Raw genomic sequence first — 24,860 nt, 5'->3', positions numbered from 1 at the left:
ACGCCTGCCATGTCCGAACTCGAACCCATCTCCATTTCCCCGCCGTCTGACCATCCCCGGCACCCGCAGCAGGAAATCGCCGACCTGCTGGCCGCAGCACTGCTGCGCCTGCGCGTGCGTCCGGCCAGCCACACCCTCGAAAACAGCGAGCGCGTTCGCCTTGGCTTCTCCGGCCAACAGCGCGTGAATGCGAACCCCGATCACCACTACGGAGTTCGCCCATGACGGCACACGCACCACCACCCGCCACCACGGTCGCCGCCCAGGTCGCCGGAATCCCCATCTGTCGATGGGCGATCTCTGGGCACTGTGGGACGAGCATTTCGACGAGCGGCCCGGCCACCATCATCGCGGCTGGCTGGAGAGCCGACTGGCCTACCGGATTCAGGAGCGCGCCTTCGGCGGCTTGAAACCCTCGCTGCGCAAGAAGCTCGAGGACGTCGGCCAAACCGGCATCCTGCCCAAGCAACTGCGCGGCGACAGCCAGCGCCTGCTGCCCGGAACCATCCTCACGCGCATCTACGACGACGTCGAGCATCGCGTCCTGGTGCGCGGCTCGAACGACTTCGAATACCAAGGGCAACGCTTCAAGAGCCTGTCCGCGATTGCGGGCCACATCACCGGCAGCCACTGGTCTGGCCCGGTGTTCTTCGGCCTCAAATCGCCCGCCTCGAAGAAGGTGACGGCATGAGTTCGCCGCGCGCCAATCCGATGCCGACGGTCACGCCGAAGAAGCGTTGCGCCGTCTACACCCGCAAATCCACCGACGAAGGACTGGATCAGGAATACAACAGTCTCGAAGCGCAGCGCGACGCAGGCCTCGCCTTCATCGCCAGTCAGCGGCACGAAGGCTGGATCGCCGTCGGCGACGGCTACGACGACGGCGGCTACTCCGGCGGCAACATGGATCGTCCCGCCTTGCGCCGCCTGATGGTCGACATCGAGGCCGGGAAGATCGACACCGTGGTCGTCTACAAGATCGACCGCCTCACGCGCAGCCTGCCGGACTTTGCCAAGTTGGTCGAGGTGTTCGACCGCAACGGCGTGTCCTTCGTCTCGGTCACCCAGCAGTTCAACACCACGACCTCGATGGGGCGGCTGACGCTCAACATCCTGCTGTCCTTCGCGCAGTTCGAGCGCGAAGTGACCGGCGAGCGCATCCGCGACAAGATCGCCGCCAGCAAGGCCAAGGGCATGTGGATGGGTGGCATCCCGCCCTTGGGCTACGACGTGGTCGAGCGCAAGCTCGTCGTCAACGAACGCGAGGCGGCTCTGGTGCGCGACATCTTCCGGCGCTACGCCGAGCATGGATCGGCGGCGCGGCTGGTGCGCGAACTGGACATCGAAGGCCATACAACCAAGGCCTGGGTGACGCAGACCGGGCGCGAACGCTCGGGCCGCACCATCGACCAGCAGTACATCTTCTCGATGCTGCGCAACCGCATCTACCTGGGGGAAATCCGCAACCACGGCACCTGGTATCCCGCCCAGCACGAAGCGATCGTGCCACAGGGTTTGTGGGACGCGGCGCATGCCTTCATCGAACGGCGCAAGCAAGCGCCGCGCGAGCACGCCGCCAAGCATCCGGCGCTGCTGGCGGGCCTGCTGTTCGCGCCCGACGGGCAGCGCATGCTGCACTCCTTCGTCAAAAGAAGAACGGGCGGCAGTACCGCTACTACGTTCCCTACCTGCACAAGCGGCGCAATGCGGGTGCGAGCCTGTCGCCCGGTGCGTCCGACGTGGGTCATCTGCCCGCCGCCGAAATTGAGAACGCGGTGCTGGCGCAAATCCACGCGGCACTGTCGGCTCCGCAGATGCTGATCGCGGTCTGGCGCGCCTGCCAGCAACATCCCGCAGGTAGCACGCTCGACGAAGCGCAGGTGGTGGTGGCGATGCAGCGCATCGGCGACGTGTGGGCGCAGCTGTTCCCCGCCGAGCAGCAACGCATCACGCGGCTGCTGATCGAGCGGGTGCAACTGCACGGGCACGGGCTGGACATCGTCTGGCGCGAGGACGGCTGGATCGGATTCGGTGCCGACATCGGCGCGCATCCGTTGGTCGAGGAATCCAGCGAACAGGCCGAGGCACTGGCATGAGCACCGAGACCAATCCGCGCAAGCGCACCGTCCGCATCGAGGTCGGAGCCGACGCCCGCAGCTACGTCAGCGACGGCCAGCGCGTCACGCTGGTACCGCTGACGATCAAGCGCCGCCAGAACCGCAAGCTGCTGATCCCGCCCGCGCCCGATGCCGCCACTGTGACGGGTGGCTTCGACGTGCCGATGATCAAGACGCTCGGCAAGGCGTTCTACTGGAAGCGGCTGATCGACGAAGGCGTCTATCCGACGACCGCCGACCTGGCGCGCGCGCTGAAACTGGAGCCAGGCTGGGCGGCCGAGGTGCTGCGCATGACCATGCTGGCACCGGACATCGTCGAGGCGATTTTCGAGGGCCGCCAGCCCCGGCATCTGAATCTGCACACGCTGCGTGGCCGCCAAGACCTGCTGCCTCGCGACTGGGGCGAGCAGCGTCGGCTGCTGGGCTTTCCTTCAGCTTGAGACTGGCGCTCAGCTGGCGCAACAACTACCTCTGCCACGCTCCTGGATTGGTGGGCACGGCACAGTGCCGTAGGAGCAATAGACGCAGCAGTCCCCGGGCTTGGGCTTGAGTATGGCGTGGCAGGCCTCGCACTCATAGAACCACTGGCAGGCATCGGTAGGCATGGTCTCGGTCTTGGTGTGACCGCACTCCGGACAAGTCAACGTCGATTCCAGAACGACGGCAGTCACTTCACGCTCCCGACCACCGTCGAGGGGTAGCCGGCATCCTGGGTCGCCCGCGTCAGCGCCTCTACATTCGCCCGCGCGTCGTCGAACGTCACGGTCGCCTGTCGTTTGTCGAGGTTCACGTCCGTCTTGGCCACGCCCGGCACCTTGCCGAGCGCCTTCTTGACCGTAATCGGGCAGGCGGCGCAGTTCATGCCCGGCACTGACAGGGTGACGGTCTTTGTCGCGGCGATGACTGGCACGCTCACGATCAGGGCGAGCGTCAGCATCGGAAAACCAAGCAATCTCTTCATAAAACCTCCGTTCAGTAAAACCAGGGCGCGACCAGCGGAAGCCGAGCGCCACGATCACCAGGGCGACCACGATCCCGAACAGCAGCTCGTAGCCGCGCCGAACCGACGGCACCGCGCAGGCCTGTCCGGGTTCGCACGCCGGGGCTTTCGTCCAGAGGCGTCGCCCGGCGAGGAACAACGCGACGAGGGCCGCGCCGATGAAGATCGGGCGGTAGGGTTCGAGGGCCGTCAGGTTGCTGATCCATGCCCCTGAGAAGCCCAGCGTGATCAGCACCAATGGCCCGAGGCAGCAGGTCGATGCGAGGATGGCCGAGACGAATCCGGCCGCGAGCGCCGCACGGCCGCCTCCGGTACTGCCTTGCGCAGTTGGGGTGTCTGGTTTCATGGAGTAAGCTTACTTCCGTACTTAAGTACGGAGTCAAGACCATGAACAGCACGCCCGAGATCGAGGCGATGACGATCGGCGCGCTGGCGCGCGCGGCTGGCGTCAATGTCGAAACCATCCGCTTCTACCAGCGCAAGGGGCTGTTGCCCGAACCAGATCGGCCGCAGGGAAGTATCCGCCGTTACGGCGCCGACGAGCTTGGCCGCGTCCGCTTCATCAAGTCGGCACAGCGGCTGGGCTTCAGTCTCGACGAGGTGTCCGAACTGCTCAAGCTCGAGGACGGATCGCACTGCGCCGAGGCGCGTGCGCAGGCTCAGCGCAAACTCGTTGACGTTCGCGAACGACTGGCTGACCTGCAGCGCATCGAAGCGGCGCTGTCCGAGCTCGTGCAGCGCTGCAATGCCATTCGCGGCCGGGTGCGCTGCCCTTGATCGCCGCCTTGCAGGCGGAGTGACGCACAGCCGTCCTTGACTGATCCTCGACCATGACGGCGGGCCTTGTGCCCGCCGTTTTCGTATCGGCGAGAACTTTGGCGAACCCGAAGTTCCCGCGTGGTTCGCCATTGCGTCCCTTAAAGGTTCGCCACCCGAAGTCTGGAATGACACCTGTTCCTCAACAACGCAACAGGAGCGTTCCATGCAGACAGCAGCAAGCACCATCCCCGGTCGCCGCATCAGGCGATCAACAGCCTCTCGCCCGGCGACCGCCGGGTGCTCAACGAAAACGAGCTCGCGCAACGCTGGGGCGTCAGCCCCAAGACCCTGCAACGCTGGCGCAGCGAAGGTCGCGGCCCGCGCTACCTGAAGTTGTCCAAGCGCGTCGGCTATCCCGTGGACGCGGTCATCGAGTTCGAGCGCCAGGCGCTGCACGACTCGACGTCCGAGCGCGCGGCGGTCTGAGGAGCGATGCCATGAACGACATCACCCTCTTTCCCGCCGACATCGCCGCGATGTCCGTCAGCCAGTTGGCGGCGCTGCCCGCCGCGCAGAAGGCCGAGATCGACAAGAACCTCGACGAGGCCCTCGACTGGCTCAAGAAGGCGCGCACCAAGTTCGACGCGGCGCTCGATGCCGCCTACGGCGAGCAGGCCCGCACGGCACTGCGCGATTCGGGCCGCGACTTCGGCACCGTGCACCTCGACGACGGCCCGCTGCACATCAAGTTCGAGCTGCCCAAGAAGGTCAATTGGGATCAGAAGAAGCTCGGCGACATCGCCGCCCACATCGTCGCCGCCGGCGACAAGGTCGAGCACTTCATCGATGTGAAGCTGGCGGTTTCCGAATCGCGCTTCACCAACTGGCCGCCGACGCTCCAGCAGGAGTTCGCCGCTGCTCGCACGGTCGAGCCGGGCAAGCCGTCTTTCACCCTTTCCCTCGATTCGGAGCACTGATCATGAGCACCAACCTCATCGCTTCGCTGCGCAAGCAGCTGCCGTCCATCTACGGCGAACACCTTCCCGATGACATCCGCTATCGCGGTGCCGACGGCCACGACGTCGTCGTGGCGCTCGACGCGGCCACGGTGGACGAACTGGCCTTCGCCATCCAGACCGCCAACGCCGAAGCCCTGGCGCTCGGCCGCCGCCGCACCGCACTGGAGGAACTCCACACCGAGGCGCGCAAGCGCGCCGCGCGCGGGGCCGACCGCATCGTCGACGTCGCGTGGGAGGACTGATCATGAGCGCGATCATTCCCTTCCAGTTCGAGGCGCACGCCGTGCGCGTGCAGGTCGACGATGCTGGCCTGCCGTGGTTCAACGCCAGCGACGTCTGCGACGCATTGGAGATGGGCAACCCGTCTCAGGCGATCAAGTCGCACGTCGATGCCGATGACCTCCAGAAATTGGAGGTCATCGACAACCTCGGCCGCACGCAGCGCGCCAACCACGTCAACGAATCAGGCCTCTACGCCCTGATCCTCGGCAGCACGAAGGACGCCGCGAAACGCTTCAAGCGTTGGGTGACCAGTGAGGTGCTGCCCGCGATCCGCAAGACCGGCGCGTATTCCGCCCCCGGCGCGCTGGCTTCCTTGCCCGCGCCGACCCACGACCGCGTGAGCGCGATCCTGCTGATCGGAGAGGCGGTCGCCAAGGTGCCGGGCGTGAAGACCGGCATTGCGATGGCGGCGACGTTGACCTGCATTCAGGAGAACACTGGCCTCACCACAGAGGTGCTGCGCCGCGCCCTTCCAGCCAAGAGCGCTGCCGCCAACGAGCCGATCTGCTCGCTCAACGCCACCCAGCTCGGCAAGCTGCTCAACCGCTCGGCCAAGGCCACGAACCAGTTGCTGGCATCACACGGCTTCCAGTTCCGCAACGACCGCGACGAATGGGAACTGACCGAGGTCGGTGAAGCATGGGCCGAGGCCATGCCGTACTCGCGCAACGGCCACAGCGGCTACCAGATTCTCTGGAATCCCGCCGTCGCCGAGCAGTTGAAGGAGGTGGCGTGATGAGCCTCCCGATCATCTCCGCGCAGCAGCGCATGGCCGAGCGCAAGGGCGTCAAGCTCCTGATGCTCGGCAAGTCCGGCATCGGCAAGACCACCCGGCTCAAAGACCTCGACCCGGCGACCACGCTGTTCCTCGACATCGAGGCGGGCGACCTGGCCGTGGCCGACTGGCCCGGTGACACCATCCGTCCGGCCTCGTGGCCCGAGTCGCGCGACTTCTTCGTGTTCCTCGCCGGGCCGGACAAGGCCCTGCCGCCGGAGGCCGCGTTCTCGCAGGCGCACTACGACCACGTCGTCGAGAAGTTCGGCGATCCGGCGCAGCTCGACCGCTACCAGACCTTCTTCCTCGACTCGATCACGCAGCTCTCGCGCCAGTGCTTCGCGTGGTGCAAGACGCAACCGGGGGCGGTCAGCGACCGAACCGGCAAGCCCGACATGCGCGGCGCTTACGGCCTGCTCGGTCAGGAGATGGTCAGCGCCTTGACCCACCTGCAACACGCGCGCGGCAAGAACGTGGTGTTCGTCGCCATCCTCGACGAACGGCTCGACGACTACAACCGCAAGGTGTTCGTGCCGCAGATCGAGGGCAGCAAGACCAGCCTCGAACTGCCCGGCATCGTCGACGAGGTCGTGACGCTGGCCGAGATCAAGGCCGAGGACGGCAGCGCCTACCGCGCCTTCGTCACCCACACCGTCAATCCCTACGGCTACCCGGCAAAGACCGCAGCGGTCGTCTCGAACTGCTCGAACCGCCGGACCTGAGCGCGCTGATCGCCAAGTGCGCGGGCGCAGCCATGTCCGCCAGTTCCGCAGCCCATTCCGCCATTCCCGCACCCCACGAATCTCAGGAGTAATCGCCATGACCAGCAACTGGAACGACTTCAACGACGCCGAACAGCAACAGGGCTTCGACCTCATCCCCAAGGGCACGCTGGTGCCGGTGCGCATGACCATCAAGCCCGGTGGTCACGACGATCCGGCACAAGGCTGGGGCGGCGGCTACGCCACCGAATCCTTCGAGACCGGCGCGATCTATCTCGCCGCCGAGTTCGTCGTCACTGGCGGTGAGCATGCCAAACGCAAGATGTGGTCGAACATCGGCCTGCACTCGAAGAAGGGCCCGACCTGGGGCCAGATGGGGCGCAGCTTCATCCGCGCCGTCCTCAACAGCGCGCGCAACGTCCATCCGCAGGACAACAGCCCGCAAGCCGCCGCCGCGCGCCGCATCCAGGGCTTCCACGAACTGGACGGCATCGAGTTCCTCGCCCGCGTGGACGTCGAGAAGGACACCAAGGGTCTGGATCGCAACGTCGTCAAGCTCGCGGTCGAACCCGACCACCCCGAGTACGCCAAGCTCATGGGCGTGCCGCCCAAGGCCAAGACCGGCGGCGGCACCTCGGGCGCTCCGGCGCAAGCCACGCCTCCCCATGCAGCTACCACGCCCGCGCCTCAGCGCGCGCCGGTGACCGGCAAGCCCGCTTGGGCGCAGTGAGGGGGTGGATGAAATGCTGGGTCTGCAAACGACAGGCGCGCGGCTACGGCCACACCGATGGCCGGTTCAAGACCGCCGATCCGCGCCGCTACGTGATCGACTGGGTGTTCTGCTCGCGCCGCTGCCAGGACGCCTTTCACATGCTCTACGGCAACTGGACGCGCGCGAAGGAAGGCCGCGTCGGCATCGGGGAGGTCTCCATGATCGATCCCTCTGATGTCGAACTGGCCGCGATGCGCAAATGCCTCAAGGCCTTCGGCGAGGCGGCGGACGAGATCGGCTTCGGCAAGCCCCTGGGCGACTACGCGGAAGCCGAGGCGATGCGCGTCATCGACGCCATCGTCACCTGCTACACGGAAGCGATGGTCGAGCACCACGAGGCAACCAAGTTCCCGCCCGTGCGCGGCATGGTTCCGACGCGCGACCCGATGGCCAATCCCTTGGCCGATCTGGAGGACGACCTTCCCTGGGAAGAGCCGAAAGGGAGGAAGCCATGATGGATTTCAATTCCTCGTCCAGCCTGTCCGGCCAGATCACGGCACTGGTCGATCTCGGCATGCAACGCGTCCGCGCGCAGCAGCCCGCGCGCGACTACCTCGGCGCGTCGCGTCTGGGCGCGGCGTGCGAGCGCGCCTTGCAGTTCGAGTACGCCAAGGCTCCGGTCGATCATGGGCGCGACACCGAAGGCCGGATGCTGCGCATCTTCGAGCGTGGCCACGTCATGGAGGACTGCATGGTGGCGTGGCTGCGCGACGCGGGCTTCGACCTGCGCACGCGCAAGCCCGACGGTGGGCAGTTCGGCTTCTCCGACGCGCACGGTCGGCTGCGCGGACACGTCGATGGCGTGATCGTCGGCGGGCCGGAGGGCTTCCGCTACCCCGCGCTGTGGGAGAACAAAGCCTTAAGCGCGAAGTCGTGGCGCGAGCTGGAGGCGAAAGGCCTCGCGGTCGCCAAGCCGGTGTACGCGGCGCAGGTCGCGCTGTATCAGGCGCACCTGCAACTGCATGAACACCCGGCGCTGTTCACCGCGATCAACGCCGACTCGATGGAGATCTACGTCGAGTTGGTGCCCTTCGACGCCGCGCTCGCACAGCGCATGACCGACCGCGCGGTCAAGGTCATCACCGCGACCGAGGCCGGCGAACTGCTGCCCCGCGGTTTCAACGATCCCACCCATTTCGAATGCCGCATGTGCGCGTGGCAAGACCGCTGCTGGAGGACGCCGACATGAACAACACACCCTTGAATCAGGTGCTCGGCGAGCAACTGATCGACGTGCGCCAGGCCGCGCTGATGTTCAACCTGCCGTCGTACTGGCTCTCCCAAGCCAAGGAACGCAAGGCACGCCGCATCCCGCACTACCGCGTCGGCAAGCTCGTTCGCTTCAAGCCCAATGAACTGGAAGCGTGGATCGTCGCGCAGCAGCTGCCCGGCGAGGAGGCTGCGGATGCTTGATTTCAACGACACGCAGACGCCCGTTCCTCGTGATCTCGATGCCGAACGCGAAGCCATCCGCGCCGAACTGCGCGCGCGTCTGGAGTCGGTGCTGGCCGCGCTGTTCCCGGCAGGCAAGAAGCGCGGTGGCAAGTTCCTCGTCGGCGACGTCCTCGGTAGTCCGGGCGACAGCCTGGAGATCGTGCTCACCGGCGACAAGGCGGGCTTGTGGACGGATCGCGCCACGGGCGACGGCGGCGACATCTTCACGCTGATCGCCACGCACCTCGGCATCGACGCCCACGCCAATTTCCCGCGCGTGCTCGATGCCGCGACCGAACTGCTCGGGCGCGCTCCGGCAGCACCGGCACGCAAGAGCAAGAAGGACGCGCCCGTCGACGACCTCGGCCCGGCCACCGCGAAGTGGGACTACCTCGATGCCTCCGGCAAGCTGATCGCGGTCGTCTACCGCTACGACCCGCCCGGCCGCAAGAAGGAGTTCCGCCCGTGGGACGCGCGCCGCCGCAAGATGGCTCCGCCCGATCCGCGCCCGCTCTACAACCAGCCGGGCATGACCAGCGCCACGCAGGTGGTCTTGGTCGAAGGCGAGAAATGCGCGCAGGCGCTGATCGAGGCGGGTGTCGTTGCGACGACGGCGATGCACGGGGCGAACGCCCCGGTCGAGAAAACCGACTGGTCGCCACTGGCGGGCAAGGCCGTGCTGGTCTGGCCCGACCGCGACAAACCGGGCTGGGAGTACGCGACGCAAGCGGCTCAGGCCATCCTGTCGGCGGGCGCGAAGACCTGCCACATCTTGTACCCGCCCGAGGAAGCGGCGGACGGCTGGGACGCGGCAGACGCCGTGATGGAGGGCTTCGACGTCGCGGCCTTCCTCACCCACGGCCCGCGTCTCCAGATGCACGACGTCGCCGACGACGCCGAGCCGGTGGTCAGCAGCGACGAATCGGTGTGGGGCACGGAGGATGCGCTGGCGTTGGCCTTCACGCGGCGCTACCACCGCGACTGGCGCTACGTCGCCGCGTGGGGCCGCTGGCTGGTGTGGGACGGGCACCGCTGGCGCACCGAGGACACGCTGGCGGCCACCGACCTGATCCGCAGCGTCTGCCGTCATGCCGCCGTCCACGCCGACAACCCCAAGATCGCCGCCAAGCTGGCGAGCTCGGGCACGGTCGGCGGCGTCGAACGGCTGGCGCGCGCGGATCGCAGACACGCGGCAACTACCGCCGAATGGGATGCCGATCCGTGGATGCTCAACACGCCCGGCGGCGTGGTTGATCTCAAGACCGGCAGGCAGCGTCCGCACGACCGCGCCGACCGGATGACCAAGATCACTACGGCCACGCCGGGTGGCGACTGCCCAATCTGGCGGCAGTTCCTGGTGGAGATCACCGGCGGCGACGCCGAGCTGCAAGCCTACATGCAACGGATGGCGGGCTACACGCTCACCGGCTCGACGCAGGAGCACGCGCTGTTCTTCCTGTACGGCACGGGCGCGAACGGCAAGTCGGTGTTCGTCAACACGCTGGCCACGATCCTCGGCGACTACGCGACCAACGCGCCGATGGACACCTTCATGGAGACACGCACCGACCGGCATCCGACCGACATGGCGGGCCTGCGCGGCGCGCGCTTCGTGTCCGCCATCGAGACGGAACAAGGGCGGCGCTGGGCGGAATCGAAGGTCAAGAACCTCACCGGCGGCGACAAGATCTCCGCGCGCTTCATGCGGCAGGACTTCTTCGAGTTCTTCCCGCAGTTCAAGCTGGTCGTGGCGGGCAACCACAAGCCCGCCATCCGCAACATCGACGAAGCGATGAAGCGGCGGCTGCATCTGATCCCGTTCACGATCACCGTCCCGCCTGAGCGCCGCGACAAGCATCTCCAGCAGAAGCTCTTGGCCGAGCGCGACGGCATCTTGGCGTGGGCGGTTCAGGGCTGTCTCGACTGGCAGCGTCTGGGTCGGCTCGATCCGCCACAGCAGGTGCTCGAAGCGACCGAGGAGTATTTCGAGGCCGAGGACGCGCTGGGCCGCTGGCTCGACGAACGCTGCGTGCGCGAAGCCAACGCGAAGTCGCTGACCGCCGAGCTGTTCAACGACTGGAAGCAGTGGGCCGATTCCGCTGGCGAGCTCATCGGCTCGCAGAAGCGGTTCTCCGATCTGCTCATCACCCGTGGCGTCGAGAAGTGGCGCAACACAGCGGGCCTGCGCGGCTTCCGTGGCGTGGGCCTCAAACATCCGCCCACGGCCGCTTACACCCCTTACGCCGACAACTGACCGCCATGCCGACACACCCGACTGACGGATTTGACGGACTACGTCGTAACTCCTACGCGCGCGTGCGCGCACACGCACCTCACGGGAGTTTCGATGTGATCCGTCCGATCCGTCAGTCCGCACCGAACAAGGACTGCAAACATGACCACGACCATCCTCGCCCTCGACTTGGGCACCATCACGGGCTGGCGCTGCGCGGCAGCGACGGCAGCATCACCAGCGGCAGCGAGAGCTTCCGTCCGCAACGCTTCGAAGGCGGCGGCATGCGCTTCCTGCGCTTCAAGCGTTGGCTCACGGAACTGAAGGCCGTGGCCGACGGCATCGACACGCTGCACTTCGAGGAGGTGCGCCGCCACGTTTCGACCGACGCGGCGCACGCCTACGGCGGCTTCCTCGCCACGCTCACCGCGTGGTGCGAGCACCACCAGATTCCGTATCAGGGCGTGCCGGTCGGCACGATCAAGAAGCACGCCACCGGCAAAGGCAACGCGGGCAAAGACGAGGTGACTGCCTCCGTCACCGCGCGCGGCCACGCGCCCGGCGATGACAACGAAGCCGACGCACTGGCGCTGCTGCACTGGGCCATCGCACAGCACGATCTGGAACGGGAGGATTGAGATGAAGATTCCCACGCCCACCTATCGCTGCCCGTTGGGCCGCGTGCAACCCGAGATCACCGACCTCGAGGCGATGAAGCAACGCGGCTGGCGCGACCAGCACATCCTTGTCGTCAACGCCGCCGACGAACGCCTCGACTTCATCGAGCGCGAGTTCGTGCGGCGCATCGGCGAACGCCTCTACGGACAGGAGGCGCACGTCATGGCTGATCGTCGCGCTGCTTGGACAATCGAAGACGTCGCCGCGCGCTTCGAGGAAGCGGCCAGCACCGGACGACGCCTGCCGCCCGTGCGCGTGCAGGGCTACTTCAACACCTGGCCGATCATCGTGCGCAAGGAGTGGGAAGCCTTCGCGGCCGACGAGACGGTCTATCGACCGTACCCGCCCAGCCCGGACGCCATCGAGCGGATGCTGGAGACGATGAAGTGGGTGCAGTGGCTGGAGGTCGAGCAGCGCCACCTCGTGTGGATGCGGGCCAAGCGCTACGGCTGGCGCGACATCACGATCCGCTTCGCCTGCGACCGCACGACGGCATGGCGGCGCTGGCAGCGCGCCTTGCAGACGGTCACCGACCAGCTCAATGGCGTCGTCACTGCGTAGGGATTTGGCGTGATTTGGCGCAGGTGGTCGGCAATGCGCGGGCATCGGCGGCATTGAGCGGTTTTTGACCCCGCAACAAATCAGCCCGGTCGGGGTAGTATTTCAGCTATCTTCTGGACAGCGGCGACGGCGCGGCGAGCGGCCCGAGGCAAAAGGGGTCCTTCCTGCCGAAATCGCAATGCGGGGGCGCGAGCGCGACGCTTTTTAGCGTCAGGGCGCGGGCAAGGTTACCAGTCGGCCAGGTTACCGGCTCCGGTTACCACCCCCAGGCGCAGTTACCACCCCACCAGAATCTTCATTCAACCAACCCGCCCGGCGGCAACGCTCAGCGGGTTTTGCTTTGGGATTCCCACTTTGAACACGCTCAACGTCGAGTACCGCAAGGTCGAGGCGCTGATTCCTTACGCCCGCAATCCGCGCACGCACGCCGAAAGCCAGATCGCCAAGATCGCGGCCAGCATCGTCGAGTACGGCTGGACGAATCCGATCCTGGTCGACGGCGACAACGGCATCATCGCCGGGCACGGGCGTTTGGCCGCTGCGCGCAAGCTCGGCCTGGATCAGGTGCCGGTGATCGAACTGGCCCACCTGACCGTCGCGCAAAAGCGGGCACTGGTGATTGCCGACAACCGACTGGCACTGGATGCAGGCTGGGACGAAGAGATGCTGGCCTTGGAGCTGGCCGAGTTGTCCGACGCGGGATACGACCTCGCTCTGACCGGCTTCGAGGAAGCCGAGATCGAGGCACTGCTCACCGGCGCGGTGGCCGTCGCGGATGATGAATCAGAGTCTGAAGCCGACGAGTCTGACGCGGCCGACGACGTGCCGGAAGTACCCGTCATGGCGGTATCCCGCCCCGGCGATGTCTGGGCGATTGGCCCGCACCGCCTGATCTGTGGTGACGCCACCGACCGGGACGTGGTCGCTGCGCTGATGCAAGGCGATGCCGCGCGGCTGTGCTTCACATCGCCGCCCTACGGCAACCAGCGCGACTACACCTCTGGCGGCATCGCCGACTGGGACGGCCTGATGCGCGGCGTGTTCGCGCACCTGCCGATGGCAGGCGACGGTCAGGTGCTGGTCAACCTGGGCCTCATCCACCGCGATAACGAAGTGATCCCGTACTGGGACGCTTGGCTGGGTTGGATGCGCCAGCAGGGCTGGCGGCGCTTTGCGTGGTACGTCTGGGATCAGGGGCCGGGGATGCCCGGCGACTGGGCAGGCCGCTTCGCGCCGAGCTTCGAGTTCGTCTTTCACTTCAACCGGGAGAGCCGTAAGCCGAACAAGATCGTCCCCTGCAAGCACGCAGGCCAGGAATCCCACCTGCGCGCCGACGGGTCGTCCACCGCGATGCGCGGCAAGGATGGCGAGGTGGGCGGCTGGACGCACAAGGGGCTGCCGACGCAAGACACCCGTATCCCCGACTCGGTGATCCGCGTGATGCGCCACAAGGGCAAGATCGGCCAGGACATTGACCACCCGGCCGTGTTCCCGGTGGCGCTGCCGGAATTCGTGATCGAGGCTTACACGGACGCGGGCGACATCGTGTTTGAGCCCTTCGGCGGCAGCGGCACGACGATGCTGGCCGCCGAGCGCACCGGTCGGATCTGCTGCAGCGTGGAGATCGCCCCGCAGTACGTGGACGTGGCCATCAAGCGGTTCCAGCAGAACCACCCCGGCATACCGGTCACCTTGATCGCCACCGGTCAGTCCTTCGAGCAGGTCGCCGTTGAGCGCGCCACCACCCCGGATGCCGAGGTGGTGGCATGAACTGGCTGGCCGACAAGATCGAACAGTGGCCGACCGCCAAGTTGCTGCCCTACGCCCGCAACGCGCGCACCCATTCCGAGGAGCAGGTGGCGCAGATCGCCGCCAGCATCGCGGAGTTCGGATTCACCAATCCGATCCTGGCGGGCAGCGACGGCATCATCGTCGCTGGCCACGGTCGTCTCGCTGCCGCCCAGAAGCTGGGTCTGGAACGGGTACCGGTGGTCGTGCTCGATCACCTGACGCCGACCCAGCGCCGGGCCCTGGTCATTGCCGACAACCGCATCGCAGAGAACGCAGGCTGGGACGATGCGATGCTAAGGATCGAACTGGAAGCATTACAACTCGAAGGCTTCGATCTAGACATCACCGGCTTCGACGCCGACGCGCTGGCTGAACTGATCGCGGGCGACGAGCCGGACAACGAGGGTCAGACGGACGAGGATGCGGTGCCCGAGGTCAGCGAGACACCCATCTCGCGTCCGGGCGATGTCTGGATCATGGGCCAGCACCGGCTGCTGTGCGGCGACTCGACCGTGGCCGAGAGCTACGACCACCTGATGCAAGGCGCGGTGGCGGACATGGTCTTCACCGACCCGCCGTACAACGTGAACTACGCCAACAGCGCCAAGGACAAGATGCGCGGCAAGGATCGCGCGATCCTGAACGACAACCTGGGTGACGGCTTCTACGATTTCCTGTTGGCGGCACTGACGCCCGCCGTGGCCCATTGCCGGGGCGGTATCTACGTGGCGATGTCCTCCAGCGAACTGGATGTGCTGCAGGCCGCCTTTCGCGCCGCCGGTGGCAAGTGGTCGACCTTCATCATCTGGGCCAAGAACACCTTCACCCTGGGGCGCGCCGACTACCAGCGCCAATACGAGCCGATCCTCTACGGATGGCCCGAGGGGGCGACACGCCACTGGTGTGGTGACCGCGACCAGGGGGATGTCTGGAACATCAAGAAGCCGCAGAAGAACGACTTGCACCCGACGATGAAGCCGGTGGAGTTGGTCGAGCGCGCGATCCGCAATTCGAGCCGCCCTGGCAACGTGGTGCTCGATCCCTTCGGTGGCTCTGGCACGACGCTGATCGCAGCGGAAAAGTCAGGCCGTGTCGCGCGGCTGATCGAACTCGATCCGAAGTACGTGGATGTGATCGTGCGTCGGTGGGAAGAGCTCACCGGGAAGCAGGCCACTCGCGAGGCGGATGGCGCGTTGCTTGATCAGGCGGCGAGCGACTCGTCGACGATCTCGCAGTGAATCACGAAGCCCGTCAGGTAAGGCAGGCCGCGCGGGATGCCGTATTGCTTGCTGGTCTGGCGGCCAATCGTCCAGCCCATCCAGCGTTGGGTGGCTGCGTTGATCGCGTCCGCCAGGGCCTTGCCCTCGTAACGCCCGTTCTGGACGTCGTCGGCAAAGTGGCGTCCGTGGCGGCTGTCGAGGAAGGCCCGAACCGATTCGAGCGGCTGGCTGGTGGCGTCCGAGATGGCGGTCATCGCCAAGGGCCATGCGGCGCTGGCGTGTTCGTTCATCGTGCCCCAAAAGCCCCAGGCTTCGTTCTGGGTGGCGGGGATCTGCGTGGTGGTGTTCATCTCTGGCTCCTTCGGGTTGATCGTTGCGACACCCGTAGTAACGCGCTGTTCGATTGAGAAGCCAAGCGCCGCTTGGCCTCTTTCTCGATCTTTCTGATCAGGCGATGCGGTACACCCGCTCGCCGCCCTGCGGTTTGTCCGACACGATGGTCAGGCCCAGCTTCTTCTTGAAAGCCCCGGCGAAGGTGCCGCGCACCGTGTGCGCCTGCCAGCCGGTGGCGGTGCAGATCTGGCCGATGGTTGCGCCTTCGGGGCGTTGCAGCATCCGGATCACTTCGGCTTGCTTGCTGTTGTCGCGGGTGCGCGGCTTGGCCTGCGCCGGTGCTTGCGTCCACGTCGCTTCGGCGGTGGCCACAGCGTGCTCCAGTTCGGCATCGACTTCCGGTATCGGCGGGGTGACGTCCGGGCGTTTCATGCCCAGTGCGTCGTAGCCCTCGGCGGCGACGAACCAGTCGGTGCCGTCGTTGGTGATCAGGGCACGGTTGAACATCCCGTCGAGCACCTTCTTGCGCGCGCCGCCTTTGATGTTGTCGGGGAACCAGTCGATCTTGCCGCTGCTGGTGTTGATGGCCTTGGCCAGGATGGCGTGCTGGGCCGTGGTCAGGTTGGTGGTGGTCATGGGCTGCTCCTTCGGGGGTGGTGGATGACGATGTGATGAACGCGCTGTCCGGGACTGAAGCCAAGCGCTTTCTGCTTGGCTTGGCGGCTTTCCCGTCAGTCCTTGGCGATTTCCGCTTCCGCGGCCTTCGGGCTCGATGCGGCAAATTCGACGCCCGCCTTGAAGGCCGCTTCCAACGCGTCCTTGAGGCACCACACCGCCGTGTCGTGGAAGTCGAGGCTGTCGGCGTTGCGGGTCTGCAGGGTTTCGATGCCGAGATGCTTCTGGGCGATGAGGGTGAGGATGGTGTCGATCTGGCTCATGGCGTTTTCCTTTCGGGGTTGGTTGGCGTGACGTGATGAACGCGCTGTTCCCGATGGAAGCCAAGCTCAATCTGCGGACATGACGAACAAATGATTGAAGGTGACGATGGGACTTTCCATTCGCGCCTACGCGCGCCACCGTGGCGTGTCGCACGTGGCCGTGAAGAAGGCCATCGACACCGGGCGGATCACACCGCGGCCAGACGGCACGATTGATCCGGATACCGCCGACGCGCAGTGGGCACAAAACACATTGCAACCCCGCAAGGCGGCAGCGCCGGAGAAGGTCAGCCCCGCGAAGGCGCGCGTACTGCCTGAGCGTGAGGTGCCCGAACCCGGCACCCCACCGTTGTCGACGGGCGGGACATCGCTGCTACAGGCACGCACCGTCAACGAAGTGCTCAAAGCCCAGCTCAATAAGGTGGAGCTGGCGCACCGCAAGAAGGAGCTGGTGGATCGGGCGCAGGCCGTGGCCCACGTGTTCAAACTTGCGCGCATCGAGCGCGACGCGTGGTTGAACTGGCCCGCGCGTATCTCGGGGCAGATGGCGTCCACGCTCGGTGTCGATGCGCACCAGATGCACGTGGCCCTGGAGGCTGCCGTGCGCGAGCACCTGATTGAGCTGGGCGAGCTGCGCCCGCGCGTGGATTGATGACGATGGACTACGAAGGCGCGCAGGAGATCGAACGGGCGTGGCGCGACGGGCTTACTCCCGACCCGCTGCTCACGGTATCGGAATGGTCAGATCGCCACCGGATGCTCTCCAGCAAGGCGTCTGCGGAGCCGGGGCGCTGGCGTACCAGCCGCACGCCGTACCTCAAGGCCATCATGGATTGCCTGTCGCCGACCTCGCCGGTCGAGCGTGTGGTGTTCATGAAGGCAGCGCAGCTCGGTGCGACCGAAATGGGGTCGAACTGGATCGGCTACGTCATTCACCATGCGCCGGGGCCGATGATGGCCGTCTGGCCAACGGTGGAGATGGCCAAGCGCAACTCCAAGCAGCGGATCGACCCGCTGATCGAGGAATCGTCCGCCTTGGCCGAACTGATCGCCCCGGCGCGCTCGCGCGACTCGGGCAACACCATTCTGGCCAAGGAGTTCCGGGGCGGCGTGCTGGTGATGACCGGGGCGAACAGCGCGGTAGGCTTGCGCTCTATGCCGGTGCGCTACCTGTTCCTCGACGAGGTTGACGGGTATCCGCTGGACGTCGAGGGTGAAGGCGATGCGATCTCGCTGGCCGAGGCGCGCACACGCACCTTTGCCCGGCGCAAGATCTTCATCGTGTCGACGCCGACGATTTCTGGCGCCTCGGCAATCGAGCGCGAGTACGAGGCCAGCGACCAGCGCCGCTACTTCGTGCCATGCCCGCACTGCAACCACCCGCAATGGTTGCGCTTCGAGCAACTGCGCTGGGACAAGGGGCAACCGGAAACCGTCGCCTACGTCTGCGAATCGTGCGACACCGCGATTTCCGAGCATCACAAGACGTGGATGCTGGAGCGTGGCGAATGGCGTTCGATGGCACAGGGCAAGACGGCAGGCTTTCACCTGTCGTCGCTGTACAGCCCGGTGGGCTGGCGCTCCTGGCGTGACATCGCTGCCGCGTGGGAAGCCGCCGTCAACAAGGAGTCGGGATCGGCCGCCGCGATCAAGACTTTCAAGAACACCGAGCTGGGCGAGACCTGGGTTGAGGAAGGCGAAGCGCCCGATTGGCAACGGCTGGTCGAGCGCCGCGAGGATTACCGCATTGGCAGCGTGCCGCTGGGCGGCCTGCTGCTGGTGGGCGCGGCCGACGTCCAGAAGGACCGCATCGAGGCCTCGATCTGGGCCTTCGGGCGCGGCAAGGAGTCCTGGCTCATCGAGCACCGGGTCTTGATGGGCGATACCGCCCGAGATGCGGTGTGGAAAGCCCTCGCCGGGATGTTGGCCGAAAACTGGACACACGCCTCGGGCGTGACGATGCCACTGGCGCGCTTCGCGCTGGACACCGGCTTTGCCACGCAGGAAGCCTACGCCTTCGTGCGTGCCTGCCACGATGCGCGCGTGATGGCGGTCAAGGGTGTGCCGCGCGGCGCGGCCCTGATCGGCACGCCCACGGCCATCGATGTCTCGCAGGGCGGCAAGAAGCTGCGCCGGGGCATCAAGGTGTTCACGGTGGCGGGCGGCATCGCCAAGCTGGAGTTCTACAACAACCTGCGCAAGAGCGCGGACGTCGGCGAGGACGGCTTGACCCCGGTGTTTCCTGCCGGGTTCGTCCATCTGCCGAAGATCGACGCCGAGCTCATCCAGCAGCTCTGCGCGGAGCAATTGATCACCCGCCGCGACCGCAACGGCTTCCCGGTGCGCGAGTGGCAAAAGATGCGCGAGCGCAACGAGGCCCTGGACTGCTATGTCTACGCCCGCGCGGCCGCATCCAGCGCGGGACTTGATCGCTTCGAGGAACGCCACTGGCGCGAACTGGAGCGGCAATTGGGGGTAGCACCCCCACCGGATGAGCCACCGCCCATCCACGACATCGAATTGAACGAGGCCACCCAACGCGGTGGCCTCGCTGCTTCTGGCACCCGCAATTCCGGTCGACGAGTCATCCGAAGCCGTTGGCTTCGCTGACGGCGGCGGCTTCAAACCAAGGAGAACACATGAGTCTTGCCACCCGCATCGAGAGCCTGGTCATCCGCGTCGCCCAAGAGTTCAACGACGTCCGGGCGACCGCAGGCAATCTCGCCAGCCTGTCCACCACCGACAAGTCAAGTCTGGTCGCGGCGATCAACGAGCTGAAGGCGGCGGTGCTTGCCGCCACCGCCATCGACGACAACCAGATCGCCACCTCCACCACCTACTCGTCGAACAAGATCGTGTCGCTACTCGACGCGCTCAAGGCCGACATCCTCGGTGGCGCGGACGCCGCTTACGACACTTTGGTCGAGATCCAGCAGCTCCTGCAGAACGGCAGCACGGGTCTGGACGCGCTCCTGGCCGCCGTCAATCTGCGTGTGCGCTTCGACGCGGCGCAGACCCTGACGGTCGCCGAGCAACTGCAGGCCTGCACCAACATCGGTGCGGTCGCGGCCAGCGATGTCGGCAACACCGACACCGACTTCGTCGCGATCTTCGACGGGGTGCTGGCCTGATGAGCCTCGCCTCCAGCATCGCCGCCTTGGCGGCGCGCATCGGCTTCGAGGTCAAGTCCAAGATCGACGCCACACATCCCGGCCTTGCCCGGGTGTGGGTCAGCTTCGGCTACGTCAATGGCCAGGTCGTGATCGCCAGCGCGCGCAATGTGGCCAGCGTCGTGCGCACGGCGGCGGGCCGATACCGCGTGCATTTCGCCGTGGCGATGCCGGACGCCAACTACTGCTGGACGGCGCTCGCGCGCAGCAGCAGCAACAGCGGCCAGCAGCGTGTAGCCGTTTTACGCGCCAGCTCTGACCTGAAGACCGCTCAGTACGTCGACATCTCCTGCGCGACGACAGCAACGTCGTTCGATGACTCCTCCGAAATCAATCTCGTGGTGTACCGCTGATGGCCTATACAGAAACCCAGCTCCAGGCCTTGGAATCCGCGCTCGCCAAGGGCGAACGGCGCGTGACCTTTGCCGACAAGACGGTCGAGTACCGCTCTGTCGACGAATTGATGGCCGCCATCCGCGAAGTCAGGCGGGGACTGCTTCAGCAGGCGGCTGAGACCGGGCTGTTGCCCGGTGCGCCCCGCCAGATCCGCATTACCACGCGCAAGGGGTTCTGAGATGGCGTGGTTCTCCCAAACGGTGCGCCGGTTGTTCGGTGCCTCGCCGGTACACGAAGCCGCAGGTCGTGGTCGTCGCTCGCTGGCTTGGATGCCCGGCAATCCGGGTGCGGTCGCCGCGATGCTGGCGACTAACGCCGAACTGCGCGGTAAGAGCCGGGACCTCGTTCGGCGCAATGCCTGGGCGCAGGCCGGTATCGAAGCCTTCGTAGCCAATGCGGTCGGCACTGGCATCAAGCCGCAAAGCCTGTCTGGCGACGAACGGTTCAAGGCCGAGGTGCAGGCACTGTGGCGCGATTGGGTCGAGGAAGCCGACGCGGCCGGACAGACCGACTTCTATGGCCTGCAGGCCCTGGCGTGTCGGGCGATGCTCGAAGGTGGCGAATGCCTGATCCGACTGCGGCCACGCCGTCCGGAGGATGGCCTGTCGGTGCCTCTGCAGCTCCAGTTGCTGGAGCCCGAACACCTGCCCATCAACCTGAACACCGATCTGCCGTCCGGCAACGTCGTGCGCTCTGGCATCGAGTTCGACAGCCTGGGGCGGCGCGTGGCCTACCACCTGTACCGATCACACCCGGAGGATGGCCGACTGGCCCCGATGTCGGGCCAGGGCGGGATGGACACGGTGCGCATCGATGCCAAGGAGATCATCCATCTGTTCCGCGTGCTGCGCCCGGGCCAGATCAGGGGTGAGCCGTGGCTGTCGCGGGCCCTGGTCAAGCTCAACGAGCTCGACCAGTACGACGACGCCGAGCTGGTGCGCAAGAAAACCGCCGCGATGTTCGCGGGTTTCGTCACGCGCGCCAGCCCCGAGGACAACCTGATGGGCGAAGGCGCATCGGACGCCGACGGGATTGCGCTCGCCGGGCTGGAGCCGGGAACGCTGCAGATTCTGGAGCCCGGAGAGGACATCAAGTTCTCCGATCCGGCCGACGTTGGCGGTTCGTACTCCGAATTCCTGCGCACCCAGTTCCGCGCGGTTGCCGCCGCCATTGGCATCACCTACGAGCAGTTGACCGGCGATCTGACCGGCGTGAACTACTCGTCCATCCGCGCCGGGATGCTGGAGTTCCGGCGTCGCTGCGAGATGGTGCAGCACGGCGTGCTGGTGCATCAGATGTGCCGCCCGGTCTGGGCGGCCTGGATGAAGCAGGCGGTGCTCGCCGGGGCCCTGGATGCCCCGGGCTTTGCGCGTGGTGGGCCAGCCCGTCGCCGCCAGTACCTCGCGGTGAAGTGGATTCCCCAGGGCTGGCAGTGGGTTGACCCGGAGAAGGAATTCAAAGCGATGTTGCTGGCTATCCGCGCCGGCCTGATGAGCCGCTCGGAAGCCATCTCGGCCAACGGCTACGACGCCGAAGACGTCGACCGTGAGATCGCCGCCGACAACCAGCGCGCCGACGACCTCGGCCTGATCTTCGACTCAGATCCTCGCTACACGTCGAAGGAAGGCGGCGGCTCGGAACCCAACCGCAGCGCCAACGCGCCGGACATCACCGGTAGCCAATCGCTTCCCTGATTCGCTGCCTGACCGCTTTCCCGAAGGATTCCCATGACTTTGCTACCTCATCTGGCTGCGCGCCTGTTCGGCGTGCCGCTGGCGATTCATCGGCCGAAACTCGACATCATCCTCTCCGTGCTCGGTGCGCGCATCGGCCTCGCCGACCTCGCCGCGCCCGTGGGTTACACGCCTGCGGCCCGCGCGCCTGGGCCTCCGATCGGCAAGGTTGCCGTCATCCCGATCCACGGCACGCTGGTGCGCCGAACCTCGGGCCTCGAGGCCGAATCGGGTCTCGCCAGCTACACCGGTATCGCCGCGCAACTGGACGCCGCGCTCACCAGCCCCGAGGTCGCTGCGATCCTGCTCGACATCGACTCGCCGGGTGGCGAGTCGGGTGGCGTGTTCGATCTGGCCGACCGTATCCGCGTGGCGTCGCAAGTGAAGCCCGTCTGGGCCGTGGCCAACGACATGGCGTTCTCGGCGGCCTATGCGCTGGCGTCCGCCGCCACCCGCGTGTTCGTCGCGCGCACCGGCGGTATCGGCTCGATTGGCGTCATCGCCATGCACATCGATCAATCCGTCAAGGACGCCAAGGACGGTGTTCGTTACACCGCCGTGTTCGCGGGCGAGCGCAAGAACGACCTCAACCCGCACGAGCCGCTCTCCGACGCCGCGCACGCGGTTCTCAAGGCCGAGGTGGATCGCATCTACGAGCTGTTCGTCGAGACGGTCGCTCGACATCGCGGCCTCGATGCGGACGCCGTGCGCGCCACCGAAGCGGGCCTGTTCTTCGGACCGGACGCCGTTGCCACCGGTCTTGCCGATGCCGTCGGCAGCCTCGACGACGCGCTCACGCAACTCACGCAATCGCTTTCCCCACTCCCGACTCAGGTGGCTCCGGCCAGCCAAGCGGGCTTTCTTCGCAACCACCAGATGGAGTCTTCCATGAATGATCGAACCGACCCCGCTGCTCCTGATCGGCCTCTTGCTGATCCTGCTGGCAGTCCTCCTCAACCGTCCGCCGCCTCCACCGCCACCGCGCTGAGCGTGGCCGACGCCGTCGAAATCGCCCAGACCTGCACGTTGGCCGGGCGAACCGACCTGATTGCGGGCTTCCTCGAAGCCCAGTCCTCGCCCGCCAAGGTGCGCAGCCAACTGCTTGCGGCGCAGGCCGAAGCCAGTCCCGAAATCACCAGCCGCATCGCCCCCGATGCCGCGCGCCCTGTGGCCAGCAATCCGCTGATCGACGCCGCCAAGCAGATCGCAGCGCAATCCACCAAGAAGGAGATCTGAGATGCCCGCTCTCGCCGAACCTCTGAACCTGGGCGACCTGCTCAAGTACGAAGCCCCCAACCTTTACTCGCGCGACCGCGTCACGGTCGCTTCGGGCCAGAACCTGCCGCTGGGCACGGTGGTCGGCATCGTCACCGCAACGGCCAAGTTCAAACAGCTCGATCCGTCCGCAGAAGACGGCACGCAGGTCGCCGCTGGCGTGCTGCTGCAGGCCTGCGACGCCACCTTGATCGACCGTGACGACGGTCTCGTCGTCGCGCGTCACGCCATCGTCGCCCACCATGCGCTCGCGTGGCCCGACGCCATCACCACCGCCGAAAAACTCACCGCCATTGCGCAGCTTAAGGCGCTGGGCGTGCTCGTTCGCCAAGGAGCCTGACCATGAACAACCCCTTCAGCAATCCCGCCTTCTCGATGACGGCGCTGACCGCCGCCATCAACATCCTGCCCAACCGCTACGGGCGTCTGGAAGAACTGAACCTGATGCCGTCCAAGCCGGTACGGCAGCGCCAGATCGTCGTCGAGGAAATGAACGGCGTGCTCAACTTGCTGCCTACGCTGCCACCGGGTTCACCCGGCACGGTTGGCGTGCGTGGAAAACGCAAGCTGCGCTCTTTCGTGGTGCCGCACATCCCGCACGACGACGTGGTGCTGCCGGAGGAAGTCCAAGGCATCCGTGCCTTCGGCTCGGAAACCGAAACCGAGACGGTGGCAGGCGTGATCGCGCGCCATCTGGAGACGATGCGCAACAAGCATGCGATCACGCTGGAGCACCTGCGCATGGGTGCGCTCAAGGGCGTGATCCTCGACGCGGACGGCTCGGTTCTCTACGACCTGTTCGATGCCTTCGATATCACCCAGCAGGCGGTGGCCTTCGAGCTGGGCACGGCGGGCACCAATGTGAAAGCCAAGTGCACCACGGTGCTGGCAACCATCGAGGAGAACCTCAAAGGCGAGTTCATGAATGGTGTCCATTGCCTGTGCTCGCCGGAGTTCTTCGCCGCGCTCACCGGCCACGCCAAGGTCGAGAAGGCCTTCGAGAACTGGCAGAACGGGGCAATCCTCATCAACGACGTGCGTCGCGGCTTTACCTACGGCGGTATCACCTTCGAGGAGTACCGGGGTCAGGCCACCGATGCCAGCGGAACCGTACGCCGTTTCATCGCCGCTGGCGAGGCTCATGCCTTCCCGCTGGGCACCATCGACACCTTCGGCACCTACTTCGCACCGGCGGATTTCAACGAAACCGTCAACACGGTCGGCCAGCCGCTGTACGCCAAGCAGGAGCCGCGCAAGTTCGACCGGGGCACCGATCTGCACACGCAGTCCAACCCGCTGCCGATGTGCCATCGTCCGGGTGTGCTGGTGAAGTTGACGGTGGCGTGATGAGTCTCGTCGAGCAGATCTACGAATCGGCCGCCAATGCCGGGCTCTTGAAGGACTGCCTCTGGCGTCCTTCGGACGGCACGACAGCGCAGCGCCACCCGGTTGGCTTCGCCGCTCCGGACGACACCGTGTTCGACGGCCTGGCCTCGACCACCGACTATCAGATGTCGTATCCGGCCTCGGTGTTCCTGGGGCTGGTTCCGCGCGAGGCGGTCGAGATCGATGGCGTGATCTATCAGGTACGTAGCACCCGGGCCGTGGGCGACGGCTCGGAGATGCGCGCACAGCTCACCCGGGTGTAGTGC

At 66.2% G+C, this 24,860-nt stretch carries 31 protein-coding genes and 4 pseudogenes; 29 read left to right on the top strand and 6 right to left on the bottom strand.

Features of this window, described 5'->3' with window-relative positions:
• The first annotated feature begins 9 nt into the window (after positions 1-9).
• From H0I39_RS07590 to H0I39_RS07575, 4 genes and pseudogenes are all read left to right on the top strand, one after another.
• Positions 10-225: a hypothetical protein gene (locus tag H0I39_RS07590; protein WP_180550096.1), complete on the top strand. Its 216-nt coding sequence runs from the start codon at positions 10-12 to the stop codon at positions 223-225.
• On the top strand, positions 188-691 hold the full coding sequence (locus H0I39_RS07585) for a DUF2924 domain-containing protein (protein WP_257645686.1): 504 nt from the start codon (positions 188-190) through the stop codon (positions 689-691). The genes H0I39_RS07590 and H0I39_RS07585 overlap by 38 nt, the downstream gene beginning before the upstream one ends.
• Positions 688-2,096 (top strand): annotated as a pseudogene (locus H0I39_RS07580) (recombinase family protein). The gene H0I39_RS07585 and the pseudogene H0I39_RS07580 overlap by 4 nt, the downstream one beginning before the upstream one ends.
• Positions 2,093-2,557 (top strand): hypothetical protein, encoded by a 465-nt coding sequence (locus H0I39_RS07575; protein ID WP_180550094.1) that lies wholly within the window; start codon positions 2,093-2,095, stop codon positions 2,555-2,557. Before H0I39_RS07580 ends, H0I39_RS07575 begins: the two are co-directional and overlap by 4 nt.
• Before the next feature lie 9 nt (positions 2,558-2,566).
• Here the strand turns inward: H0I39_RS07575 and H0I39_RS21880 are convergent, their stop codons facing one another.
• From H0I39_RS21880 to merT, 3 genes and pseudogenes are all read right to left on the bottom strand, one after another.
• Positions 2,567-2,788, bottom strand: coding sequence for a GDCCVxC domain-containing (seleno)protein (locus H0I39_RS21880; RefSeq protein WP_082371571.1), 222 nt, complete (start codon positions 2,786-2,788; stop codon positions 2,567-2,569).
• Complete coding sequence (gene merP, locus H0I39_RS07570) at positions 2,785-3,078, bottom strand: mercury resistance system periplasmic binding protein MerP (RefSeq protein WP_053822775.1); 294 nt, start codon at positions 3,076-3,078, stop codon at positions 2,785-2,787. The genes H0I39_RS21880 and merP overlap by 4 nt, the downstream gene beginning before the upstream one ends.
• Positions 3,079-3,094: 16 nt before the next feature.
• Positions 3,095-3,463, bottom strand: a pseudogene (gene merT / locus H0I39_RS07565) (mercuric ion transporter MerT); the annotation flags it as partial.
• 41 nt (positions 3,464-3,504) lie between these two features.
• On the opposite strand from merT, the gene merR reads away from it, so the two are divergent.
• The 15 genes and pseudogenes from merR to H0I39_RS07485 all read left to right on the top strand — a co-directional run bounded on the left by merR (position 3,505) and on the right by H0I39_RS07485 (position 15,381).
• The gene (gene merR, locus H0I39_RS07560) at positions 3,505-3,894 is read left to right on the top strand and encodes a mercury resistance transcriptional regulator MerR (protein ID WP_180550092.1); all 390 of its coding nucleotides are present in this window, start codon (positions 3,505-3,507) and stop codon (positions 3,892-3,894) included.
• A 279-nt stretch (positions 3,895-4,173) separates the two neighbouring features.
• A complete protein-coding gene (locus H0I39_RS07555; RefSeq protein ID WP_257646272.1) occupies positions 4,174-4,362 on the top strand; it encodes a helix-turn-helix transcriptional regulator in 189 nt (62 codons plus the stop codon).
• 11 nt (positions 4,363-4,373) lie between these two features.
• Positions 4,374-4,853 (top strand): hypothetical protein, encoded by a 480-nt coding sequence (locus H0I39_RS07550; RefSeq protein WP_180550091.1) that lies wholly within the window; start codon positions 4,374-4,376, stop codon positions 4,851-4,853.
• Between the two features lie 2 nt (positions 4,854-4,855).
• Positions 4,856-5,137 carry a hypothetical protein gene (locus H0I39_RS07545; protein WP_180550089.1) on the top strand — a complete coding sequence of 94 codons (282 nt, stop codon included), beginning with the start codon at positions 4,856-4,858 and terminating at the stop codon, positions 5,135-5,137.
• Between the two features lie 2 nt (positions 5,138-5,139).
• On the top strand, positions 5,140-5,913 hold the full coding sequence (locus H0I39_RS07540) for a BRO-N domain-containing protein (RefSeq protein WP_180550087.1): 774 nt from the start codon (positions 5,140-5,142) through the stop codon (positions 5,911-5,913).
• Positions 5,913-6,766 (top strand): annotated as a pseudogene (locus H0I39_RS07535) (ATP-binding protein). The gene H0I39_RS07540 and the pseudogene H0I39_RS07535 overlap by 1 nt, the downstream one beginning before the upstream one ends.
• A gap of 5 nt (positions 6,767-6,771) precedes the next feature.
• On the top strand, positions 6,772-7,404 hold the full coding sequence (locus H0I39_RS07530) for a hypothetical protein (RefSeq protein WP_180550086.1): 633 nt from the start codon (positions 6,772-6,774) through the stop codon (positions 7,402-7,404).
• An 8-nt stretch (positions 7,405-7,412) separates the two neighbouring features.
• Positions 7,413-7,901, top strand: coding sequence for a DUF6511 domain-containing protein (locus tag H0I39_RS07525; protein WP_042427210.1), 489 nt, complete (start codon positions 7,413-7,415; stop codon positions 7,899-7,901).
• Positions 7,898-8,635: a PD-(D/E)XK nuclease family protein gene (locus H0I39_RS07520; RefSeq protein WP_180550084.1), complete on the top strand. Its 738-nt coding sequence runs from the start codon at positions 7,898-7,900 to the stop codon at positions 8,633-8,635. The genes H0I39_RS07525 and H0I39_RS07520 overlap by 4 nt, the downstream gene beginning before the upstream one ends.
• A complete protein-coding gene (locus tag H0I39_RS07515) occupies positions 8,632-8,859 on the top strand; it encodes a helix-turn-helix domain-containing protein (RefSeq protein WP_145864790.1) in 228 nt (75 codons plus the stop codon). Before H0I39_RS07520 ends, H0I39_RS07515 begins: the two co-directional genes overlap by 4 nt.
• On the top strand, positions 8,852-11,134 hold the full coding sequence (locus tag H0I39_RS07510; RefSeq protein ID WP_180550083.1) for a phage/plasmid primase, P4 family: 2,283 nt from the start codon (positions 8,852-8,854) through the stop codon (positions 11,132-11,134). The genes H0I39_RS07515 and H0I39_RS07510 overlap by 8 nt, the downstream gene beginning before the upstream one ends.
• A gap of 141 nt (positions 11,135-11,275) precedes the next feature.
• Positions 11,276-11,751 (top strand): annotated as a pseudogene (locus tag H0I39_RS07505) (crossover junction endodeoxyribonuclease RuvC).
• A gap of 202 nt (positions 11,752-11,953) precedes the next feature.
• Positions 11,954-12,352 carry a DUF6362 family protein gene (locus H0I39_RS07495; RefSeq protein ID WP_042427227.1) on the top strand — a complete coding sequence of 133 codons (399 nt, stop codon included), beginning with the start codon at positions 11,954-11,956 and terminating at the stop codon, positions 12,350-12,352.
• 354 nt (positions 12,353-12,706) lie between these two features.
• Positions 12,707-14,122 (top strand): site-specific DNA-methyltransferase, encoded by a 1,416-nt coding sequence (locus tag H0I39_RS07490; protein WP_009238691.1) that lies wholly within the window; start codon positions 12,707-12,709, stop codon positions 14,120-14,122.
• Positions 14,119-15,381 carry a site-specific DNA-methyltransferase gene (locus tag H0I39_RS07485; RefSeq protein WP_180550082.1) on the top strand — a complete coding sequence of 421 codons (1,263 nt, stop codon included), beginning with the start codon at positions 14,119-14,121 and terminating at the stop codon, positions 15,379-15,381. The genes H0I39_RS07490 and H0I39_RS07485 overlap by 4 nt, the downstream gene beginning before the upstream one ends.
• Here H0I39_RS07485 and H0I39_RS07480 read toward each other — a convergent pair.
• The 3 genes from H0I39_RS07480 to H0I39_RS07470 form a co-directional block, all read right to left on the bottom strand.
• Positions 15,345-15,713, bottom strand: coding sequence for a hypothetical protein (locus H0I39_RS07480; RefSeq protein WP_180550081.1), 369 nt, complete (start codon positions 15,711-15,713; stop codon positions 15,345-15,347). The genes H0I39_RS07485 and H0I39_RS07480 overlap by 37 nt on opposite strands.
• Before the next feature lie 97 nt (positions 15,714-15,810).
• Complete coding sequence (locus H0I39_RS07475; RefSeq protein WP_180550080.1) at positions 15,811-16,332, bottom strand: DUF3489 domain-containing protein; 522 nt, start codon at positions 16,330-16,332, stop codon at positions 15,811-15,813.
• A gap of 95 nt (positions 16,333-16,427) precedes the next feature.
• The gene (locus H0I39_RS07470; RefSeq protein WP_169433214.1) at positions 16,428-16,634 is read right to left on the bottom strand and encodes a DUF6900 domain-containing protein; all 207 of its coding nucleotides are present in this window, start codon (positions 16,632-16,634) and stop codon (positions 16,428-16,430) included.
• Between the two features lie 106 nt (positions 16,635-16,740).
• Here H0I39_RS07470 and H0I39_RS07465 point away from each other — a divergent pair, with 106 nt between their 5' ends.
• From H0I39_RS07465 to H0I39_RS07420, 10 genes are read left to right on the top strand one after another with little or no spacing between them, the layout of a single operon-like run.
• On the top strand, positions 16,741-17,286 hold the full coding sequence (locus H0I39_RS07465) for an elements of external origin (protein ID WP_180550079.1): 546 nt from the start codon (positions 16,741-16,743) through the stop codon (positions 17,284-17,286).
• Positions 17,286-19,244, top strand: a complete 1,959-nt coding sequence (locus H0I39_RS07460; RefSeq protein WP_180550078.1) for a phage terminase large subunit family protein — start codon at positions 17,286-17,288, stop codon at positions 19,242-19,244. Before H0I39_RS07465 ends, H0I39_RS07460 begins: the two co-directional genes overlap by 1 nt.
• 29 nt (positions 19,245-19,273) lie before the next feature.
• Positions 19,274-19,765, top strand: coding sequence for a hypothetical protein (locus H0I39_RS07455; RefSeq protein ID WP_180550077.1), 492 nt, complete (start codon positions 19,274-19,276; stop codon positions 19,763-19,765).
• A complete protein-coding gene (locus tag H0I39_RS07450) occupies positions 19,765-20,157 on the top strand; it encodes a hypothetical protein (protein WP_180550076.1) in 393 nt (130 codons plus the stop codon). The genes H0I39_RS07455 and H0I39_RS07450 overlap by 1 nt, the downstream gene beginning before the upstream one ends.
• Complete coding sequence (locus H0I39_RS07445) at positions 20,157-20,378, top strand: phage head-tail joining protein (RefSeq protein ID WP_180550075.1); 222 nt, start codon at positions 20,157-20,159, stop codon at positions 20,376-20,378. Before H0I39_RS07450 ends, H0I39_RS07445 begins: the two co-directional genes overlap by 1 nt.
• Before the next feature lies 1 nt (position 20,379).
• On the top strand, positions 20,380-21,894 hold the full coding sequence (locus H0I39_RS07440) for a phage portal protein (protein WP_180550074.1): 1,515 nt from the start codon (positions 20,380-20,382) through the stop codon (positions 21,892-21,894).
• A gap of 33 nt (positions 21,895-21,927) precedes the next feature.
• A complete protein-coding gene (locus tag H0I39_RS07435; RefSeq protein ID WP_180550073.1) occupies positions 21,928-23,169 on the top strand; it encodes a S49 family peptidase in 1,242 nt (413 codons plus the stop codon).
• Between the two features lies 1 nt (position 23,170).
• Positions 23,171-23,548, top strand: coding sequence for a head decoration protein (locus H0I39_RS07430; protein WP_004629291.1), 378 nt, complete (start codon positions 23,171-23,173; stop codon positions 23,546-23,548).
• A 2-nt stretch (positions 23,549-23,550) separates the two neighbouring features.
• The gene (locus H0I39_RS07425; RefSeq protein ID WP_180550072.1) at positions 23,551-24,555 is read left to right on the top strand and encodes a major capsid protein; all 1,005 of its coding nucleotides are present in this window, start codon (positions 23,551-23,553) and stop codon (positions 24,553-24,555) included.
• Positions 24,555-24,857 (top strand): hypothetical protein, encoded by a 303-nt coding sequence (locus H0I39_RS07420; RefSeq protein ID WP_069376976.1) that lies wholly within the window; start codon positions 24,555-24,557, stop codon positions 24,855-24,857. Before H0I39_RS07425 ends, H0I39_RS07420 begins: the two co-directional genes overlap by 1 nt.
• Positions 24,858-24,860 lie beyond the last annotated feature (3 nt).

This window comes from Ottowia beijingensis (assembly GCF_013423955.1).
Classification (GTDB): domain Bacteria; phylum Pseudomonadota; class Gammaproteobacteria; order Burkholderiales; family Burkholderiaceae_C; genus Ottowia; species Ottowia beijingensis.
This window is presented reverse-complemented; position numbering and strand designations above follow the sequence as displayed.

Coding starts and splice junctions, on each gene's coding strand:
- H0I39_RS07590 (WP_180550096.1), top strand. CDS start 10: ATGTCCGAACTCGAACCCATCTCCATTTCCCCGCCGTCTGACCATCCC.
- H0I39_RS07585 (WP_257645686.1), top strand. CDS start 188: ATGCGAACCCCGATCACCACTACGGAGTTCGCCCATGACGGCACACGC.
- H0I39_RS07575 (WP_180550094.1), top strand. CDS start 2,093: ATGAGCACCGAGACCAATCCGCGCAAGCGCACCGTCCGCATCGAGGTC.
- merP (WP_053822775.1), bottom strand. CDS start 3,078: ATGAAGAGATTGCTTGGTTTTCCGATGCTGACGCTCGCCCTGATCGTG.
- merR (WP_180550092.1), top strand. CDS start 3,505: ATGAACAGCACGCCCGAGATCGAGGCGATGACGATCGGCGCGCTGGCG.
- H0I39_RS07550 (WP_180550091.1), top strand. CDS start 4,374: ATGAACGACATCACCCTCTTTCCCGCCGACATCGCCGCGATGTCCGTC.
- H0I39_RS07545 (WP_180550089.1), top strand. CDS start 4,856: ATGAGCACCAACCTCATCGCTTCGCTGCGCAAGCAGCTGCCGTCCATC.
- H0I39_RS07540 (WP_180550087.1), top strand. CDS start 5,140: ATGAGCGCGATCATTCCCTTCCAGTTCGAGGCGCACGCCGTGCGCGTG.
- H0I39_RS07530 (WP_180550086.1), top strand. CDS start 6,772: ATGACCAGCAACTGGAACGACTTCAACGACGCCGAACAGCAACAGGGC.
- H0I39_RS07525 (WP_042427210.1), top strand. CDS start 7,413: ATGAAATGCTGGGTCTGCAAACGACAGGCGCGCGGCTACGGCCACACC.
- H0I39_RS07520 (WP_180550084.1), top strand. CDS start 7,898: ATGATGGATTTCAATTCCTCGTCCAGCCTGTCCGGCCAGATCACGGCA.
- H0I39_RS07515 (WP_145864790.1), top strand. CDS start 8,632: ATGAACAACACACCCTTGAATCAGGTGCTCGGCGAGCAACTGATCGAC.
- H0I39_RS07510 (WP_180550083.1), top strand. CDS start 8,852: ATGCTTGATTTCAACGACACGCAGACGCCCGTTCCTCGTGATCTCGAT.
- H0I39_RS07495 (WP_042427227.1), top strand. CDS start 11,954: ATGGCTGATCGTCGCGCTGCTTGGACAATCGAAGACGTCGCCGCGCGC.
- H0I39_RS07485 (WP_180550082.1), top strand. CDS start 14,119: ATGAACTGGCTGGCCGACAAGATCGAACAGTGGCCGACCGCCAAGTTG.
- H0I39_RS07480 (WP_180550081.1), bottom strand. CDS start 15,713: ATGAACACCACCACGCAGATCCCCGCCACCCAGAACGAAGCCTGGGGC.
- H0I39_RS07475 (WP_180550080.1), bottom strand. CDS start 16,332: ATGACCACCACCAACCTGACCACGGCCCAGCACGCCATCCTGGCCAAG.
- H0I39_RS07470 (WP_169433214.1), bottom strand. CDS start 16,634: ATGAGCCAGATCGACACCATCCTCACCCTCATCGCCCAGAAGCATCTC.
- H0I39_RS07465 (WP_180550079.1), top strand. CDS start 16,741: ATGGGACTTTCCATTCGCGCCTACGCGCGCCACCGTGGCGTGTCGCAC.
- H0I39_RS07460 (WP_180550078.1), top strand. CDS start 17,286: ATGACGATGGACTACGAAGGCGCGCAGGAGATCGAACGGGCGTGGCGC.
- H0I39_RS07455 (WP_180550077.1), top strand. CDS start 19,274: ATGAGTCTTGCCACCCGCATCGAGAGCCTGGTCATCCGCGTCGCCCAA.
- H0I39_RS07450 (WP_180550076.1), top strand. CDS start 19,765: ATGAGCCTCGCCTCCAGCATCGCCGCCTTGGCGGCGCGCATCGGCTTC.
- H0I39_RS07445 (WP_180550075.1), top strand. CDS start 20,157: ATGGCCTATACAGAAACCCAGCTCCAGGCCTTGGAATCCGCGCTCGCC.
- H0I39_RS07440 (WP_180550074.1), top strand. CDS start 20,380: ATGGCGTGGTTCTCCCAAACGGTGCGCCGGTTGTTCGGTGCCTCGCCG.
- H0I39_RS07435 (WP_180550073.1), top strand. CDS start 21,928: ATGACTTTGCTACCTCATCTGGCTGCGCGCCTGTTCGGCGTGCCGCTG.
- H0I39_RS07430 (WP_004629291.1), top strand. CDS start 23,171: ATGCCCGCTCTCGCCGAACCTCTGAACCTGGGCGACCTGCTCAAGTAC.
- H0I39_RS07425 (WP_180550072.1), top strand. CDS start 23,551: ATGAACAACCCCTTCAGCAATCCCGCCTTCTCGATGACGGCGCTGACC.
- H0I39_RS07420 (WP_069376976.1), top strand. CDS start 24,555: ATGAGTCTCGTCGAGCAGATCTACGAATCGGCCGCCAATGCCGGGCTC.